Origin of the sequence: Pseudonocardia endophytica, from assembly GCF_004339565.1 — a bacterium.
GTDB classification, from domain to species: domain Bacteria; phylum Actinomycetota; class Actinomycetes; order Mycobacteriales; family Pseudonocardiaceae; genus Pseudonocardia; species Pseudonocardia endophytica.
The window spans coordinates 262322-277915 of record NZ_SMFZ01000001.1 but is presented as its reverse complement, the minus strand read 5'-3'; the positions used below and the strand labels follow the sequence as shown (position 1 = coordinate 277915).

The following is a 15594-nucleotide window of genomic DNA, read 5'->3' as shown; positions in this document are numbered from 1 at the left end:
CGCCGTCAGCCCGCCCAGCTCCAGGGTGACTGGAACACGTCCGGCGCCTGCCACGCGACCGGCAGGTCGTCGGACCCGTCCGGCCCGTTCCCGGAGCCGGCCGCGAGCGCCAGCAGCGCGACGGTCACGGCGGCGATCTCGTCCGGTCCCGGGTTCCCCGAGGTGACCCGGATCCGCGGCGCGGGGACGGCCGCCTCCGCCGACTCGGCCGGCTCCGTCGACTCGGCCGGCTCCGTCGACTCGGCCGCCTCGACCGTCACGTCGGCGGGTTGCCGTGCTTGCGCACCGGCAGGTCGGTGCGCTTGGCGCGCAGGACGGCCAGTGCCTCGACGAGTGCCGAGCGGGTCTCCGCGGGGTCGATGACGTCGTCCACCAGACCGTGCTCGGCCGCGTGGTACGGGTGCATCAGGTCGTTGCGGTACTCCTTGATCTTCTGCGCGCGGGTCTCCTCCGGGTCGGGTGAGGCGGCGATCTCGCGTCGGAACACGACGTTGGCCGCCGCCTCGGCACCCATCACCGCGATCTCGTTGCTCGGCCACGCCAGCGACAGGTCGGCGCCGATCGACCGCGAGTCCATCACGATGTAGGCGCCGCCGTAGGCCTTGCGCAGGATCAGCTGCACGCGCGGGACGGTGGCGGCGCAGTAGGCGTAGAGCAGCTTCGCGCCGTGCCGGATGATCCCGTCGTGCTCCTGGTCGGTCCCCGGCAGGAAGCCGGGGACGTCGACGAGCGTGACCAGCGGGATGCTGAACGCGTCGCATGTGGACACGAAGCGCGCTGCCTTCTCCGACGCGTGGATGTCCAGTACCCCGGCCAGCGACGACGGCTGGTTGGCGACGATCCCGACGGTGTGCCCGTCCAGTCGCGCGAACGCGCAGACGATGTTCGTGGCCCAGTTCGCGTGGACCTCGAACAGGTCGCCGTCGTCGACGATCTCGGAGACGACCGCGCGCATGTCGTAGGCGCGGTTGGTGTCGGCGGGCACCATGTCCAGCAGCGCGGCCGTGCTGCGGTCGGCCGGGTCGGCGGAGGCCGCCACCGGCGGCTGCTCGCGGTTGTTCGACGGCAGCAGCGAGACCAGGTGACGCACGTCGGCGAAACAGGACTCCTCGTCGTCGTAGACGAAGGCGCCCGCACCGGACTCGGTGGCGTGCACCTCCGCCCCGCCGAGCTCCTCGTGCGTGACGGACTCGCCGGTGACCGCGGTGACGACGTCCGGTCCGGTGATGTACATCTGGGCGATGTCCCGGACCATGAACACGAAGTCGGTCAGCGCGGGGGAGTAGGTCGCGCCGCCCGCGCACGGCCCGAGCATGACGCTGATCTGCGGGACGACGCCGGAGGCGCGCACGTTGCGCTTGAAGATGCCGCCGTAGCCGGCCAGTGCCGTGACACCCTCCTGGATCCGGGCGCCCGCGCCGTCGCTGAGGCTGATCAGCGGAGCGCCCGCCGACTCGGCCAGGTCCATCACCTTGTGGATCTTCGCGGCGTGCGCCTCCCCGAGCGAGCCGCCGAAGATGCGGAAGTCGTGGGCGTAGACGAACACGGTCCGTCCGTCGATCTTGCCCCAGCCGGTGACGACGCCGTCGGTGTGCGGGCGGCGGTCCTCGAGCCCGAAGCCGGTGGCCCGGTGCCGCCGGAGCTGCTCGATCTCGCGGAAGGACCCCTCGTCGAGCAGCATCTCCAGCCGCTCGTGCACGGTCAGCTTGCCCCTGGCGTGCTGTTGCTCGGTCGCCGTCGCCGACGGTCCGGACCGGGCGCCCTCACGGGTGGCGTGCAGCTCGGTCACCCGCGACCGCAGGTCGGCCGTGTCGGGTCGGTTCTCGGTAGCGGTCATGGAAGTTCCCCTCGCCTTCTCCCCGGGCACGCGTGCCCACGCCGTCCGGGGGTCGGTCGTCACTTCACGTGGTCGGGAACGACCTGGGGGGGCCACGACCCCAGGTCGAAGAAGCCCATCGAGTAGGCCTTCGAGATCAGCGCCGGCCGGTTCTTCACCTTCATCTTCCGGAGCAGCGCGGTGACGTGGTACTCGACGCCGCCCCGGCTCAGATAGAGCGTCGAGGCGAGCTGGACGGTCGAGGCGCCGGACGCCACTCCCTCGAGGATGCGGGCGTCCATGTCGGACAGGATCTTCCGCGGTGCGGAGCGTGGGGCCTCCGCCTTGTGCGCGTCGGTCCGCAGCGTCGCGACGACCCCCTCGACGCGGCCCGCCCCGCGGGCGACGGCCGTCGCCATCAGGTCGCCACGCAGGGAGGACTCCGGCCCGGTGAAGGCCACCGACCGCTCCCGGAAACGGGCCTGCTGACCGTCCAGCAGGCGCTCCATCTGGCTGCGGACCTTGGTGCGGATGCTGGCGTCGAGCAGTTCGCAGAAAGAGGAGCCGCACACCTCCTTCGAACCGATGTCACCGAGTCGGCGGAACATCTCCTGATTCGCCGCGACGACTCGGAGTCCACGATCGAGGGATACCATGCAGGCGCTGGTGGAATCCGTAGGGAATCGATCGCGATCTGATGCGTCATAGGACAGGACTCTCATGGAATTCCTTCCCCCAACATTCACGGAACCTGTCGCCCGACGAATCAGGTCCCTGTGCCCGGGGCCCGTCGTCGTGAGCGAATTCGACCGTATGGAGGACGCGACGAGCCCCGCAAACCGTGGCCATGGTCACCCGCCTAACACTGTGGGTCGGGGGGTTCGGGGGTTCGGTGGGGTGCGGTGCGGTGTGTGACCTGGACCACTTCGGTGGGGGTGGAGGTGCGATTCGCCGACGCCGAACCGTAACCCCACCGACATCGGTCAGGGCTCGACGATCCCGGCTTCCAGCAGGTCGTTGATCCACTGCTGCATCATGTCCCGGACCCACCACGGGTCGGCGTCCCACAGCCGGGCGAGATGGACGGCGGCGTCGCCGACGGACCAGTCGGTCTGACAGAGCGCGATCCACATGGCGGTGCCGGACTCGTCGCAGAGCAGACGGTCCGGCCGATCCGGGTGGCCCAGCTCCATCCACCCGGTGTCGAAGATCCGCACGATCAGACCGGCGACCGGTTCCACGTCGCTCTCCCTCGATCCGGGTTCCCGTTCACGTTCCGGTCCGCGACAGTTCACTGCCGCCGCCCTTTCCCAGGGGTCGGTGTCCGTGATGGTCTACCCGTTCGGTGGTGCGCATGTCGGCACCTTGTCCGGGCCGGACCCCGGATACCACCAGTATCCGATGAAACGTGCGACTCCCGGTGATCTCCCGGATCCCGGAAACACGTGTTTTCCCGGTCCGCCGTGTAGTCCGGTGGCCTGAGACCGTCTCAGATCCCGACCCGGCAGAGAGGGTAAGGTCATGATCGACTCGTTCACGTCCGTGCCGGGGGTCGCATGAGCGCCGAGGGTGTCGTGGGAGCGGTCCGTCGTGTCCACGCGACCGGCCGGGCTCACGCGGGTGCGACGGGCTCGTCGGCCGCGCCGCGCCGCGAGCACCGGTCGGCGCGCACCCTGCAGGACCGCGACGACGAGATCGCCGCGATGGACGCCGCCGTCGACCGCGCGGTCGACGGCTCCGGGAGCCTGGTCGTGTTCACCGGCCCGATCGGGTCCGGCCGCACCGCGCTGCTCGACGAGTGCGCGCGACGCGGCACCGGGCGCGGTCTGCGGGTGCTGCGCGCGCGGGGGAACGACGGTCTCGGCGCCGCACTCGCCGTCGCCGACCGGCTTCTCGGCGCCGGACCGGTGCGGCCGCGGGCCGCCGCGCCCGGCGACGGCGACGGGTTCGCCTCCCGGCACGCCACGCTCGCCGGCGTCACCGCGGACGCGCCCGCGCTGCTGCTGCTCGACGACGTGACCCGGTGCGACGTCCCGTCGGCGCGCTGGCTGTCGTCGGTCGCCCGGCGGCTGCCCGGCCTGCGGCTGTCGATGGTGCTCACCGCGCTCGACGGCGACACCGGCACCGGCGACGACGACCGGGCCGCCGCGGCCGTGGCCGAGCTGGTCGACCGGGCGGACACCGTCCGGCGCCTGCGCCCGCTGACGTTCGAGGGCATCTCCGTCGTCGCCAGGACCCGGATCGGCGACCGGGCCGACCCGTCCGTGCTCGGCGCGCTCACGGAGGTGTCCGGCGGCAACCCGCTGTTCCTGGACGCGGTCGTCGACGAGATCGCGGCCGGGCCGGAGGGGCAGCTCGAACAGCGGGTGCGGGAGTGCTCTCCCTCCCGCCTGCGCGACCGCATGGCGTCCGCCGTGCGACACGCCCCCGCGCCGGTGCGGGCCTACCTCGCCGCCGTCGCGGCCGTCGGCGACGTCGCGGACGACGGGATGCTCGGTCGGCTGTCCGGTCTCGACCCGTCGGACACCGCGACGGCGCACCGCGCGGCCCGCCGCTCCGGGCTCGTCGGTCCGGGGGAGCAGCCGCACCTGCGCCACCGGTCGGTCGGCGACGCGCTGGACGCCGCGCGGTCGGCCGCGGAGCGCCGGGACACCCACCTGCGTGCCGCCTCGCTGTTGCGCGACTACGGCGTCCCGTCCGACCGGATCGCGGTGCACCTGCTCGCGCTGACCGGCAGCACCCCGGAGTGGACGGTCGACGTGCTGCGCGAGGCGGCCCGTTCCGCAGGCCGCCGCGGTGAGCCGATGGAGGCCGTGCACTACCTGCGGCACGCCCTGCTGGCCGAGCCCGCGGACGCCGATCGGGCCCGCGTGCTCGTCGAGCTCGCCACGCTGGAGCGCCGGCTGGATCCGGGGCTCGCGCTGCGGCGCATCGTGCAGGCCGTCCCGCTGCTGGACTCCGCGACCGCACGAGCCGACGCGCTGTGCCGGGTGACCCCGCTCGCGCTGGACGGTGCGGCGCCGTCGGTCGTCGCGCTGGTCCGGGCCGTCGCCGAGGAGCTCGGGCCGGAGCCCGACACCGAGCTCGCCCTGCGCCTGGAGGCCCGGCTGCGCTACGTCGAGACGAGTACGAGGGCCGGTCTGGACGCGGCCGCCGGGCGGCTCGGCGAGCTGGAACGGCGCCCGCAGGGGCTGACGCTGGACACGCCAGGCGAGCGTGAGCTCGTCTCGGTGCTGCTGCACGCCGCCGCCGTGGCCGGGCGCCGGGGCGCTGCCCGGGTGGCCGAGGTGGCGCGCGCCGCACTGGCCCGCGAGCCCGCGTCGCCCGACCACGTGCACAGCACCGTCGGGACGCTGATCAGCTGCCTGTGCATGGCGGACGCCGTGGACGAGCTGCCCGCGTGGCTGGCGGTCGCGGCCGACCACGCCTGTGCCGAGCGCGCAGGGGTCGACGAGGCCGTCGTCCGTGCCGAGCTCGCCGCCGTGCTCGCCTGCGCCGGGCGCGGTGCGGAGGCTCGTGACCAGGTCGGCCGCTCGATGGAGCTCGCGGACGGGCTGGTCGACGACTCGCTGCTTCCCGGGCTGGTCCTCGCCCCGGTCGTGACGGCCGTGCACGACCCGGAGATCGCCCGGCGGATCCTGGCCCGCTACGGGTCGGTGCCGTCCGTACCTCCCGGGTTCGGCGCCTGCCTGCAGATGCTCCGCGCCCGCGGCGCGCTCGACGCGGGCGAGCCGGTCTCCGCGCTCGAGTACTGCCTGGACGCCGGCCGCCGCTTCGAGCGCGCCGGCTGGGTGGGCACCGTGGTGCCGTGGCGGCTGTGGGCCGTCGAGATCCTGCGCAGCCGCGGCCGGCTGACCGAGGCCCGCGCGATGGCCGAGCGCGAGCTCGCCCACGCCAGGGCCTGGGGCGCGCCGACGTCGCTCGGCCGGGCCCTGCGCACGCTGGGCGAGCTCGGCGGACCGGACCGGGACCGGGCCGGGGAGCTGCTGGCCGAGGCGGTCGCGGTGCTGACCGGCGCCGGTGACCGGTGCGAGCGGGAGCGCGCGAGCCGGGCGCTCGCGGAGCACCGCGGAAGCACCGCCGTCCCGGCTCCCCAGGAGGTCGCCCCGCCCGGCCCGCCGTCCGCTGGTGGGAGCTCGGCCGTGCTCACCCGCTCCGAGCGCCGCGTCGCGACGCGGGCCGCGGCCGGGCGCACCAACCAGCAGATCGCGTCCGATCTGGAGGTCAGCGTGCGCGCGGTCGAGAAGCACCTCACGGCCGTGTACCGCAAGCTCGGGGTCAGCGGGCGGTCCGCGCTGTGCCGGATGTGGGAGGCGGAGCCCCATCAACCCGCCTGACGTGCCCGCCTCGGACACCACGGCTCCGCTGGTCGGGCGCGACGCCGAGACCCGTGCGCTCTCCGGCGCCGTCTCCGACGCCGCGGCCGGACGCGGCCGAGTCGTGCTCGTCTCCGGTGCGCCCGGTGCGGGCCGGACCCGGCTGCTGAGAGTCGCCGCCGCGGACGCCGAGGCCCGTGGCGTGGACGTCCGGCGTGCCGCCCCCTCCGGACGGACCGAACCGTACGGCGCGATCCGCGCACTGTTCGCCGACGACGGGACCGCGGACGCCGACGCCGCGGACCGGCTCGTCGACGAGCTCACCGCGACGGCCCCGCTGGCGCTGCTGCTCGACGACGCGCACCGCGCCGACGCGGAGTCCGTGGCCTGGCTGTCCGGCATGGCCGGCAGGGCCGCGGGCCTTCCGCTGCTCGTGGTCGTGTCCGTGCCGGACGGGATGGCCGACGGGCCGGTCGCGACCACACTGGACGAGATCCGCACCGCGCCCGGTGCGTCCGTCGTGGACGCCGCGCCGCTCCCGGTGCGGGCTGTGGAGAGCTGGGCCCGGTCGACGCCCGGCGTGTCGCAGGCCCCGGACGTGGCCTCCGCATGCGTGGAGGCGACGGGCGGGATCGCAGGCCTGGTGCGGGGCGTCCTGGTGCGGCTCGCGGCGGCACCGGGGGACGACGTCGTCGCGCACGTCCGCGAGGCGGGCGCCGCACTCGCGGGCGCGGCGGCCGTCGCGCTCCTGAGCGAGCTGCCGGACGACGTCGCCGACACGGCGCGCGCCGTCGCGGTGCTCGACGACGACGCGTCGCCCGCCACGTGTGCCGAGGTGGCCGGGTTGGACGGGGGGACGACGTCGCGCGCCGTAGCGCGGCTCGCCGACGTGGGCGTTCTCGAGGCGGATGTCCTGCGCTTCCGGCTGCCCGGCGTCCGCACCGCACTGCTGGACGCCACCGATCCCGAACGCCGCGAGCGCGCCCACGCGCGCGCCGGCCGGGTGCTGGACTCCCGGGCGGCGCCCGCCGAGCGCGTCGCCCTGCAGTACCTGCACGCCGGTCCGCCCGCCGACGGAGGCGTGGTGGAGCTGCTGCACGCCGCCGCGTCCCGAGCGCTGCGGGGCGGCGACCCCGCGCTCGCCGTCTCGTTCCTGGAGCGTGCGCTCACCGGTCCGGCCGCCCGGCGGCGCCGCGCGGAGCTGCTGGTGGACCTCGGGGTCGCCGAGCGCGTCGTCGCGCCTGCCCGGGCGTACGGCCACCTCATCGAGGCGCTGTCCCTTCTGGACTCCGGCCGGGAGAGGGCGGGCGTGCTGGCCCAGACCGTCCCGCTGCTGTCCGGTGTGGACGCCGCGGGACTCGTCCGGCTGCTCGAGCGCGGCCTCGCCGACCTGGCCTCGGACGTCGGGGATCCGGACGCGGAGTCGCCGCAGGACCGGGAGCTGCGACGGGTGCTGGAGGCCTTGCTGATCTACGCGGCCTCCGAGGACGTCGGGGAGGTCCGTCGGGTCTGGGAGTGGGTCGACCGGACCGACCCGGAGACGCTGGGCGCAGGGCCGGGGGCGGACGCCCTGCGTGGCGCTCACCTGTTCTTCTCCGCCCTCGGGCTGCGGACCGACGCTGCCGCGGTCGTCGGCCGTGTCCGCGAGGTGCTCGCCGGGGGCATGGAGGACAACGAGCACGTCCAGCCGATCCGGATGGGTGCGCTCGGCCTGCTGGCCTGGACGGAGTCCGACGCCGAGGTCGCCGCGATCCTGGACCGGCTGATGGAGTCCTCCCAGCTCCGGCACCGGCCGGACGTCCGGGCGTTCGTGTCCGCGTTGCGCGCCATGGTGAACCTGCGCTGCGGGCGCATGCGCGAGGCACTCGAGGAGGCCCGCGCCGCGCTGACGGTGCTCACCGGGGCCGTCAGCGGCGAGGCCCGGCTGATGGTCCTGCACGCCGCCGCGCTGGCGCTCGTCGAGCTCGGGGAGCCGGAGGAGGCGGCCGGGCTCCTGTGGCCGGGCGCACCGGAGTCGGCGCAGCGGAGCTGGCGGTGGAACTGGGTGGTCGACGCCCGCGCCGTGGTGCTCGGCGCGACCGGCCGGAGCCGCGAGGCACTGGAGACGTCCCGGGAGTCCGGGAGGCGCCTGACCGAACTCGGCGTCGTGAATCCGGCCACGCTGGACTGGCGCCGCCGCACGGCCCGGTTCCTGCACGACCTCGGTGAGCGCGACGAGGCGCTCGTCGTCGCGCGCGAGCACCTCGCGCTGTGTCGTCGCTGGGGAACCCACGGACACGTCGGGGTGGCGTTGCGGGTGCTCGGCGCGGTGCAGGGCGGACCGGAGGGGATGGCGACGCTGCGGGAGGCGCAGGCCGAGCTCGCGTCGTCGCCCCGGTTGTTCGACCGTGCGAGCTGCGACGTCGACCTGGCCGTGCTGCTCATCGCCGAGGGCTCCGCGGAACGCGTCGCCGAGGCACGCGACCTGCTGCGCCGCGCGCTCGACGTCGCCGACGAGTGCGGTGCCCGTGTGCTGGCCGACCGCGCCCGCACCGAGCTCGTCGGCGCCGGTGGGCGGCCCCGGCGCGGGGCGGGCGACGTGCTGACCCCTGCCGAGCTGGACGTCGCGCGGCTGGCCGCACGTGGCGTCGGGAACCAGGAGATCGCCGACGAGCTCGGCGTCAGCAGGCGCGCGGTGGAGGGGCATCTGACCCGCTGCTACCGCAAGCTCGGCATCGCCGCACGCGCGGACCTCGCCGCGTCGCTGGCCGCACGGGAGCTCCGGGTGCGGTGATCGGCGGGTTCAGCTGCGGCGCAGCTTGACCCGGTACGTGTAGCGCGACGGGTGGTACCAGTTCACCGCCAGCTCGACCGGCACGTCGCGGGTGTCGTGGTAGATCCGGTCGATCCGCAGCACCGGCTCGTCCGGCCGGGTACCGATCGCGGCCGCGGCGGCCGGGGGAGGCGTGCCGACCGTGATGCTCTGGTCGGCGCTGCCGATGATCCCCGGGTGCCTGCGCTCGATCAGGCCGATCACCGTCGTGTCCGAGGTCGCGCCCCGCGTGGTCAGCTCCGGGACGTCGGTGAGCTCCTCGCCGATCTCCGGGATCAGGAACATCGCGGTGTGGCTGATCGGGTCGCCGCGGTGCAGCCTGCGGAACGTCAGGCGGTAGACGGCGTCGTCGTCGCGGCGCAACCGGCTCGCCACGTCGACGTCGACGGCGCGCTCCAGCGGCGTGAGGATCTCGAGCTCGGTGTCGATCGCGAGCCCGAGCAGGTCGTCGACCGAGCCGAGACGTCGCAGGTAGCGGTCCCCGCCGTCGGTCGTCGCGAACGTGCCACGCCCCGGCACCCGGTAGACGGCGCCGTCGGCCACCAGATCCTGCATCGCCCGCCGCACGGTCTGGCGGCTCACCGCGTGGTCGCGGGCCAGCTCGGCCTCGGTGGGCAGGCGGGTCCCGTCGTCGTAGACGCCGTCGGCGAGCTCGCCGCGGAGCTGCTCGGTCAGCCGGCGGTAGGCCGGCAGGGAGACGGCCACCCTGTCCATGGCCGCAATTGAACCGTACAAATCTGATTCGGGCCATACATATGGTGATTTGGCCGTACATGACCTACGGTCGGGGGAGCGCGAGCCGACGACGGAAGCGAGGACCCCATGCCGCAGCTGTCCACCGAGGAGCGGGCCGTGGTGGACACGGTCCGGGAGTGGGTCGACCACGAGGTTCGCCCGGTCGTGCGCGAGATGGAGCACGCGAACGAGTACCCCGAGAAGCTCATCGAGGCGATGAAGGAGATGGGCATCTTCGGGCTGGCGATCCCGGAGCCGTGGGGTGAGGCGCCGGTGTCGATGCCCTGCTACGCGCTGGTCACGGCCGAGCTGGCGCGCGGCTGGATGAGCCTGGCCGGCGCGATGGGCGGGCACACCGTCGTCTCCAAGCTGCTCGTCGAGTTCGGCACGCGCGAGCAGCAGGACCGCTACCTGCCGCGGATGGCGACCGGCGAGATCCGGGCGACGATGGCGCTGACCGAGCCCGGCGGTGGTTCCGACCTGCAGAACATGAGCACGCACGCCACCCCGACCGACGACGGCTACGTCGTGAACGGCGCGAAGACGTGGATCACGAACTCGCGGCGCTCGCAGCTGATCGCGCTGATGTGCAAGACCGACCCGGCCGCCGAGCCGAAGCACCGAGGCGTGTCGATCCTGCTCGTCGAGCACGGGCCCGGCCTGACCGTGTCCCGCGACCTGCCGAAGCTCGGCTACAAGGGCGTCGAGTCCTGCGAGCTGTCGTTCGACGACATGCGGGTGCCCGCCGACGCGCTGCTCGGCGGCGTCGAGGGGAGGGGCTTCGCGCAGATGATGAAGGGCCTGGAGACCGGCCGGATCCAGGTCGCGTCCCGCGCGCTCGGGATCGGGCGGGCCGCGCTGGACGACTCCCTGCGCTACGCCCAGGAGCGGGAGTCGTTCGGCAAGCCGATCTGGCAGCACCAGTCGATCGGGAACTACCTGGCGGACATGGCCACGAAGTTCACCGCGGCGCGTCAGCTGATCCTCTTCGCGGCCGAGAAGTACGACGCGGGGGAGCGCTGCGACATGGAGGCGGGGATGGCGAAGCTGTTCACGTCCGAGATCGCGATGGAGATCGCGCTGAACGCGGTGCGGATCCACGGCGGGTACGGCTACTCCACGGAGTTCGACGTCGAGCGCTACTTCCGGGACGCCCCGCTGATGATCGTCGGTGAGGGCACGAACGAGATCCAGCGCAACGTCATCGCCTCCCAGCTCGTCAAGCGCGGCGGGCTCGACGACTGAGCGATGAGTCCCGGCGCCGCCCGCGGTCGGACCTCCATGGACATCGATGTGTTCGCCTGCCTCCCGGTGACCGACCTCTCGCGCGCCGTCGCCTGGGGTGACCGGCTGTTCGGCGACGTCGAGGCGTTCGAGCCCAACGACACCGAGCACGTCTGGACGCTCGCCGGGCACCGGCACGTCTACGTGGAGCTCCTGCCGCGGGACGCGGGCCACGCGAAGCTGACGCTGTTCGTCTCGGACTTCGACGGGTTCCTCGCGGCCGCCGCGGAGCGCGGCCTCACCCCGGCCGACGAGGAGGTCTACGACAACGGCGTGCACAAGGCTCTGTTCCGGGACCCGGACGGCAACGAGGTCGGGATCGGTGGCGTGCCCGCCTGAGAGTCGGCTCTCCCTGACCGGGACGTGCGCGAGGAAGCGCTCCGTCGCCGCCCGCCCGCCTCTCGGATGATCGACTCCGGCTGACATGGTGCTCAGGGCTGTTCCGACCATGATCGAACAACCACCAGTGCCATGTCAGCGGGATGTCTCGGAACGGGTCGGTGTCGTCGGCGGGCCCGAGGGGATCGCCCGACGGCATGTGTGGATCCGCGCAGAGCGGGTACGCCAACGACGAACCGGTCGCCGGAGAGTGCGAGGAGGCCGACCGGTCGGGTCCCGCCGGTCGTACCCCCTCGCGGCCGGCGGGACCACCCGCCTCCGTCAGACTGCCGACCAGCCCGGATCGGTGATTAAGGCCGCGGCGGCGGCCAGGTCCGGGGTCAGCGGACGGTCCTCGGTGCGGTCGTCGAGCGCGTCCAGCGCCCGCCGGAACGCCGGTGCCAGCGGCAGGTGGGACAGGTCGTCGCCGCGCAGGCGCAGCGCACGGACGGCCGCGACGAGCTCGCAGGCCAGCACCCGGGTGTAGGCGTCGGCGACGTCTCCCGCTGCTCGCGCCGCCTGGGTCGCGAAGCTCGCGTGGTCCTCCAGCCCCCGGGACACGACGGCGGTGCCGAGCGTCGCGGGCAGCGCCGCCTGGCGCAGTGCCGCGAGGGCGTCGTGCGACACGTACTCCAGGATCATGACGCCGGAACTGCCCGGCGGGCCGTCGGCGAGGAACGCTCGCAGGCCGCTTTGGTCGGGCTCGACGAGATCACCGAGCCGCGCCGCGGACAGCTCCGCCACCTGGTGCACGGTGGCCCGGGCCTGGTCCAGCGCCGTCGCCACGTACGCCGTGTGGAAGTGCGCGTGGTGGTAGGCGTCCCCGTGCTCGACGGAGATCAGCGGGTTCTCCGAGCCGGCGTTCATCTCGATGTCCAGCACCGCGTGCAGGTACTCCAGGGCGTCCAGCGCGGGACCGTTGACCTGCGGGAACGCGCGCAGACCGAACGGGTCCTGGATGCGGCGGCCCTTCGGCGGCGTGTCCCGCATGCCGAGCAGGTCCCGCATCCGCTCGGCGCAGCGGACCTGCCCGGGGTGCGGGCGGGCGCGGTGCACCGGCTCCGCGTAGGCCTCCGGGCTGCCCTCCAGCGCCAGGTAGGACAGCGCGGCGACGACGTGGCTCGCGGCCAGGATGACGTCGAGTCGGGTCGCGGCGATCGACGCCACGGCGAGCGTGGCGGCGTTGCTGGACAGGAATCCGAGCGCGTCACCGGCACCGAACGCGACCGGGTCCGGGGCAGGCCCGACCTCCCACGCCCCCTCGCCGGCGAGCGCCAGCGCGATCTGCGCCAGCGGTGCGAGGTCCCCGGTCCCGATCGCGCCGAGCCGGTGCACGACCGGTCGCGCGCCCGTCCGCACCGCCTCGGCCAGCCCGCCGACGACCTCCGGCGACACCCCGCTGTGCCCGTTCAGCAGCTGGTTCAGGCGGACCAGCATGGTCGCGCGCACCTGCCGCGGGGACAGCCGGTTGCCGGTACCGCCCGCGTGGCTGCGCAGCAGGCGCAGCCCGTGGCCGGTCAGGTCGGCGCCCGCGGTCTGCTCGACCCGGTTCGCTCCGACGCCGGTGGTGCGCCCGTAGACGACCCGTCGCGTGCTCAGGTCGGCGGCCAGCGCCGACGCGAGCCCGACCCGGGCGACGGCGTCGTCGTCGAGCTGCAGTGAGGGCGGGGTGGGACGGCGCGCCACCTCGCCGACCGTGCGTGCGGTGAGCGAAGCACCGTCCAGGATCAAGGGGGCGGGTGCGTCGGCGGACGAGGGGGCGGGGTCGGCCAGCGTGCTCATGCTTCTCGCAGAAGGTCGTCGGGGCGGGGGAGGCGGCGTCCGGCTTTCCACACGGCGAGGGTCAGCGGGACGCCGGGGCGGTAGGCGAGGTGCGCGACCGACGGCGCGTCGAGGACCTGCACGTCGGCGCGGGCCCCGACGGCGAGGGTACCGACGTCGTTGCGGCGCAACGCCGTTGCTCCGCCGAGCGTGGCGGCGCGCACGGCCTCCTCGACGGTCAGCCCGCCCTGCAGCACGGCCAGCGCGACACACAGCGGCATCGACGTCGTGTACGAGCTGCCGGGGTTCGCGTTGCTGGCCAGCGCGACCGTCGCGCCGGCGTCGGCGAGCCTGCGTGCGGGGGCGGGTGGCTGGCGGGTGGACAGGTCGCAGGCCGGGAGCAGCGTGGCGACGGTGTCCGACGCGGCCAGCGCCTCGACGTCGTCGTCGGTCAGGTGCGTGCAGTGGTCGACGGCGGCGGCACCGTGCGCGACGGCGAGCCGCACCCCGGGTCCCGGTCCGAGCTGGTTGCCGTGCACGCGCAGGCCGAGTCCTCGTTCCGCACCGGCCGTCAGCACCCGGGCCGATGCGATCTCGTCGAACGCGCCGTCCTCGCAGAACACGTCGATCCACCCGACGTGTGGTGCGACGGCCTCCAGCATCGGCCCGCACACGTCGTCCAGATAGGACGCGGGGTCGACGTCGGCGGGCACGACGTGCGCACCGAGGAAGGTCACCTCGTCCACGACGGCGGCGGCCAGCCGGGCGGCACGGGCCTCGTCGACGTCGGTCAGGCCGTAGCCGGTCTTCGTCTCCAGGCACGTCGTGCCCTGGCGGGCGGCCTCGTCGGCGTGCCGTCGCAGGCCTTCGGCCAGCGCGTCGTCGGTCGCGGCGCGGGTGGCGGCGACCGTCGTGCGGATCCCGGACGCGGCGTAGGCCTGCCCGGCCATCCGGGCGGCGAACTCGGCGCCGCGGTCCCCGGCGAACACGAGGTGCGTGTGGCTGTCCACCCAGCCGGGCAGGACGGCGCGCCCGCCGACGTCGACACGCTCGTCGGCGGCCGGTGCGTCCGCCGCGCGTCCGGTCCAGGCCACCCGGCCGTCGTCGAGCACGACGGCGAACGGCCCGTCACCCCCGGGGCCGTCCGGGTCGTGCGTGGTGAGCTCGGCGATACCGGTGATCAGCGTCGACATGCGGCGACCTCCTCGGCCAGCATTGCCTGCGGGCGGTCGACGAGCTGGTGCACGCCGTCGCGCACGACCTCACGCCCGCCGACGATCACCCGGCGGACGTCCGCGCCGCCCGCCGCGTGCAGGACGCCGTCCGGGGCGATCCCGGCCGTCCGGACCGAGTCCAGCGCGACCGTGACCAGGTCCGCGGGTTCGCCGACCGCGATCGCGGCGTCCCCGGTGGCGAACCCGAGCAGCTCGGCGGGGGAGAAGCGCGACCGGATCCGGTGCGCGAGCCGCTCGTGCATCTCCGTGCCGCGGGCCTCCTCGAACGGGTCGACGACGGCGTGGCTGTCGCTGCCGAGGCACAACCCCACTCCCGCCTCGTGGAGCTCCGACGCCGGCCCGATCCCGTCGCCGAGGTCGCGCTCGGTGGTGGGGCACAGGCACACCCGGGTACCGGACGCGGAGAGCCGGTTGACGTCGTCCGGGGTCAGGTGGGTCGCGTGCACGGCCACCGTGTTCGGGCCGAGCACGCCCGCGTAGTCCAGCACGGCCGTCGGGGTGCGCCCGTACGCGGCGAGGCACGCCTCGTTCTCGGCCGGCTGTTCGGACAGGTGGACGTGCAATGGCCACCCGGCCGCCCACTCGACCAGGACGGGCAGCTCGGACTCGGGGACGGCGCGCACCGAGTGCACAGCCGCGCCCAGCCGGACCATGTCGCCGTCGTCGATCTTGACGAGCGGTTCGACGCGTTCGACCCACGCGTCGGCGTGCGCGTCACCGAACCGGCGCTGCACCGGCCCGAGCGGCTCGCCGAACCCGCCGGAGAGATAGCAGGTGTCGAGCAGCGTCAGCCGGATCCCGGCGGCCGCCGCGGCGTCGACGAGCGCGTGGCCCATCGCGTTCGGGTCGTCGTAGGGCCGCCCGTCCGGGCCGTGGTGCAGGTAGTGGAACTCGGTGACCGACGTGTACCCGGCCAGCGCCATCTCCGCGTACACGGCCGTGGCCAGTCGCCGGTAGGAGTCCGGGTCGAGGCGGCCCGCGACCCGGTACATGTCGTCGCGCCAGCTCCAGAACGACCGCGCGTCCGGCGACGGGTGGCCGCGCAGCGCGCGGTGGAACGCGTGCGAGTGGGCGTTCGCGAAGCCGGGCAGCGTGACGCCCTCGAGGACAGGGCCGGTGCGTGACGCGCCGGTCCGGACGGCGGCGATGCGCCCGTCCGCGACGTCGATCGCGACGCCGCGCGCCGGGCCCTCCGGCAGCCAGGCGTGTTCGCACCAGTACGTGCTCATTGCCCGCCCTCGGCGGGGCTCGGCCGGC

Annotated in this window: 12 protein-coding genes; 4 read left to right on the top strand and 8 right to left on the bottom strand. The window is 74.3% G+C overall.

The window, feature by feature from the left end; genetic code table 11:
- Positions 1–5: 5 nt before the first annotated feature.
- The 4 genes from EV378_RS01310 to EV378_RS01295 form a co-directional block, all read right to left on the bottom strand.
- Complete coding sequence (locus EV378_RS01310) at positions 6–260, bottom strand: acyl-CoA carboxylase subunit epsilon (RefSeq protein WP_132420932.1); 255 nt, start codon at positions 258–260, stop codon at positions 6–8.
- Positions 257–1837: an acyl-CoA carboxylase subunit beta gene (locus tag EV378_RS01305; protein ID WP_132420931.1), complete on the bottom strand. Its 1581-nt coding sequence runs from the start codon at positions 1835–1837 to the stop codon at positions 257–259. Before EV378_RS01305 ends, EV378_RS01310 begins: the two co-directional genes overlap by 4 nt.
- A gap of 59 nt (positions 1838–1896) precedes the next feature.
- Complete coding sequence (locus EV378_RS01300) at positions 1897–2538, bottom strand: helix-turn-helix transcriptional regulator (protein ID WP_132420930.1); 642 nt, start codon at positions 2536–2538, stop codon at positions 1897–1899.
- A gap of 261 nt (positions 2539–2799) precedes the next feature.
- On the bottom strand, positions 2800–3057 hold the full coding sequence (locus EV378_RS01295; protein ID WP_132420929.1) for a hypothetical protein: 258 nt from the start codon (positions 3055–3057) through the stop codon (positions 2800–2802).
- Between the two features lie 315 nt (positions 3058–3372).
- Here EV378_RS01295 and EV378_RS01290 point away from each other — a divergent pair, with 315 nt between their 5' ends.
- Together EV378_RS01290 and EV378_RS01285 are read left to right on the top strand one after the other, a co-directional pair.
- Entirely contained in the window at positions 3373–6153 is a 2781-nt protein-coding gene (locus EV378_RS01290; RefSeq protein WP_132420928.1) for a LuxR C-terminal-related transcriptional regulator, read from the top strand.
- Position 6154: 1 nt separating this feature from the next.
- On the top strand, positions 6155–8905 hold the full coding sequence (locus tag EV378_RS01285) for an AAA family ATPase (protein ID WP_165922093.1): 2751 nt from the start codon (positions 6155–6157) through the stop codon (positions 8903–8905).
- Between the two features lie 9 nt (positions 8906–8914).
- Here EV378_RS01285 and EV378_RS01280 read toward each other — a convergent pair whose 3' ends face one another.
- Positions 8915–9658 carry a GntR family transcriptional regulator gene (locus EV378_RS01280; protein WP_132420926.1) on the bottom strand — a complete coding sequence of 248 codons (744 nt, stop codon included), beginning with the start codon at positions 9656–9658 and terminating at the stop codon, positions 8915–8917.
- A gap of 108 nt (positions 9659–9766) precedes the next feature.
- Between EV378_RS01280 and EV378_RS01275 the strand changes: the two genes are divergently transcribed.
- Positions 9767–10924, top strand: coding sequence for an acyl-CoA dehydrogenase family protein (locus EV378_RS01275; RefSeq protein WP_132420925.1), 1158 nt, complete (start codon positions 9767–9769; stop codon positions 10922–10924).
- A 36-nt stretch (positions 10925–10960) separates the two neighbouring features.
- The gene (locus EV378_RS01270; protein WP_132420924.1) at positions 10961–11302 is read left to right on the top strand and encodes a VOC family protein; all 342 of its coding nucleotides are present in this window, start codon (positions 10961–10963) and stop codon (positions 11300–11302) included.
- 321 nt (positions 11303–11623) lie between these two features.
- Here EV378_RS01270 and EV378_RS01265 read toward each other — a convergent pair whose 3' ends face one another.
- The 3 genes from EV378_RS01265 to EV378_RS01255 are packed head-to-tail and all read right to left on the bottom strand — an operon-like array spanning position 11624 to position 15566.
- Positions 11624–13123 carry an aromatic amino acid ammonia-lyase gene (locus EV378_RS01265; RefSeq protein WP_132420923.1) on the bottom strand — a complete coding sequence of 500 codons (1500 nt, stop codon included), beginning with the start codon at positions 13121–13123 and terminating at the stop codon, positions 11624–11626.
- Complete coding sequence (gene hutI, locus EV378_RS01260; protein WP_132420922.1) at positions 13120–14295, bottom strand: imidazolonepropionase; 1176 nt, start codon at positions 14293–14295, stop codon at positions 13120–13122. The genes EV378_RS01265 and hutI overlap by 4 nt, the downstream gene beginning before the upstream one ends.
- Positions 14283–15566 carry a formimidoylglutamate deiminase gene (locus tag EV378_RS01255; RefSeq protein ID WP_132420921.1) on the bottom strand — a complete coding sequence of 428 codons (1284 nt, stop codon included), beginning with the start codon at positions 15564–15566 and terminating at the stop codon, positions 14283–14285. Before EV378_RS01255 ends, hutI begins: the two co-directional genes overlap by 13 nt.
- Positions 15567–15594 lie beyond the last annotated feature (28 nt).

Bases quoted from the DNA above. Each gene is read 5' to 3' on its own strand.
- EV378_RS01305 (WP_132420931.1), bottom strand. From the start codon at position 1,837: ATGACCGCTACCGAGAACCGACCCGACACGGCCGACCTGCGGTCGCGG.
- EV378_RS01300 (WP_132420930.1), bottom strand. From the start codon at position 2,538: ATGAGAGTCCTGTCCTATGACGCATCAGATCGCGATCGATTCCCTACG.
- EV378_RS01290 (WP_132420928.1), top strand. From the start codon at position 3,373: ATGAGCGCCGAGGGTGTCGTGGGAGCGGTCCGTCGTGTCCACGCGACC.
- EV378_RS01280 (WP_132420926.1), bottom strand. From the start codon at position 9,658: ATGGACAGGGTGGCCGTCTCCCTGCCGGCCTACCGCCGGCTGACCGAG.
- EV378_RS01275 (WP_132420925.1), top strand. From the start codon at position 9,767: ATGCCGCAGCTGTCCACCGAGGAGCGGGCCGTGGTGGACACGGTCCGG.
- EV378_RS01270 (WP_132420924.1), top strand. From the start codon at position 10,961: ATGGACATCGATGTGTTCGCCTGCCTCCCGGTGACCGACCTCTCGCGC.
- EV378_RS01265 (WP_132420923.1), bottom strand. From the start codon at position 13,123: ATGAGCACGCTGGCCGACCCCGCCCCCTCGTCCGCCGACGCACCCGCC.
- hutI (WP_132420922.1), bottom strand. From the start codon at position 14,295: ATGTCGACGCTGATCACCGGTATCGCCGAGCTCACCACGCACGACCCG.
- EV378_RS01255 (WP_132420921.1), bottom strand. From the start codon at position 15,566: ATGAGCACGTACTGGTGCGAACACGCCTGGCTGCCGGAGGGCCCGGCG.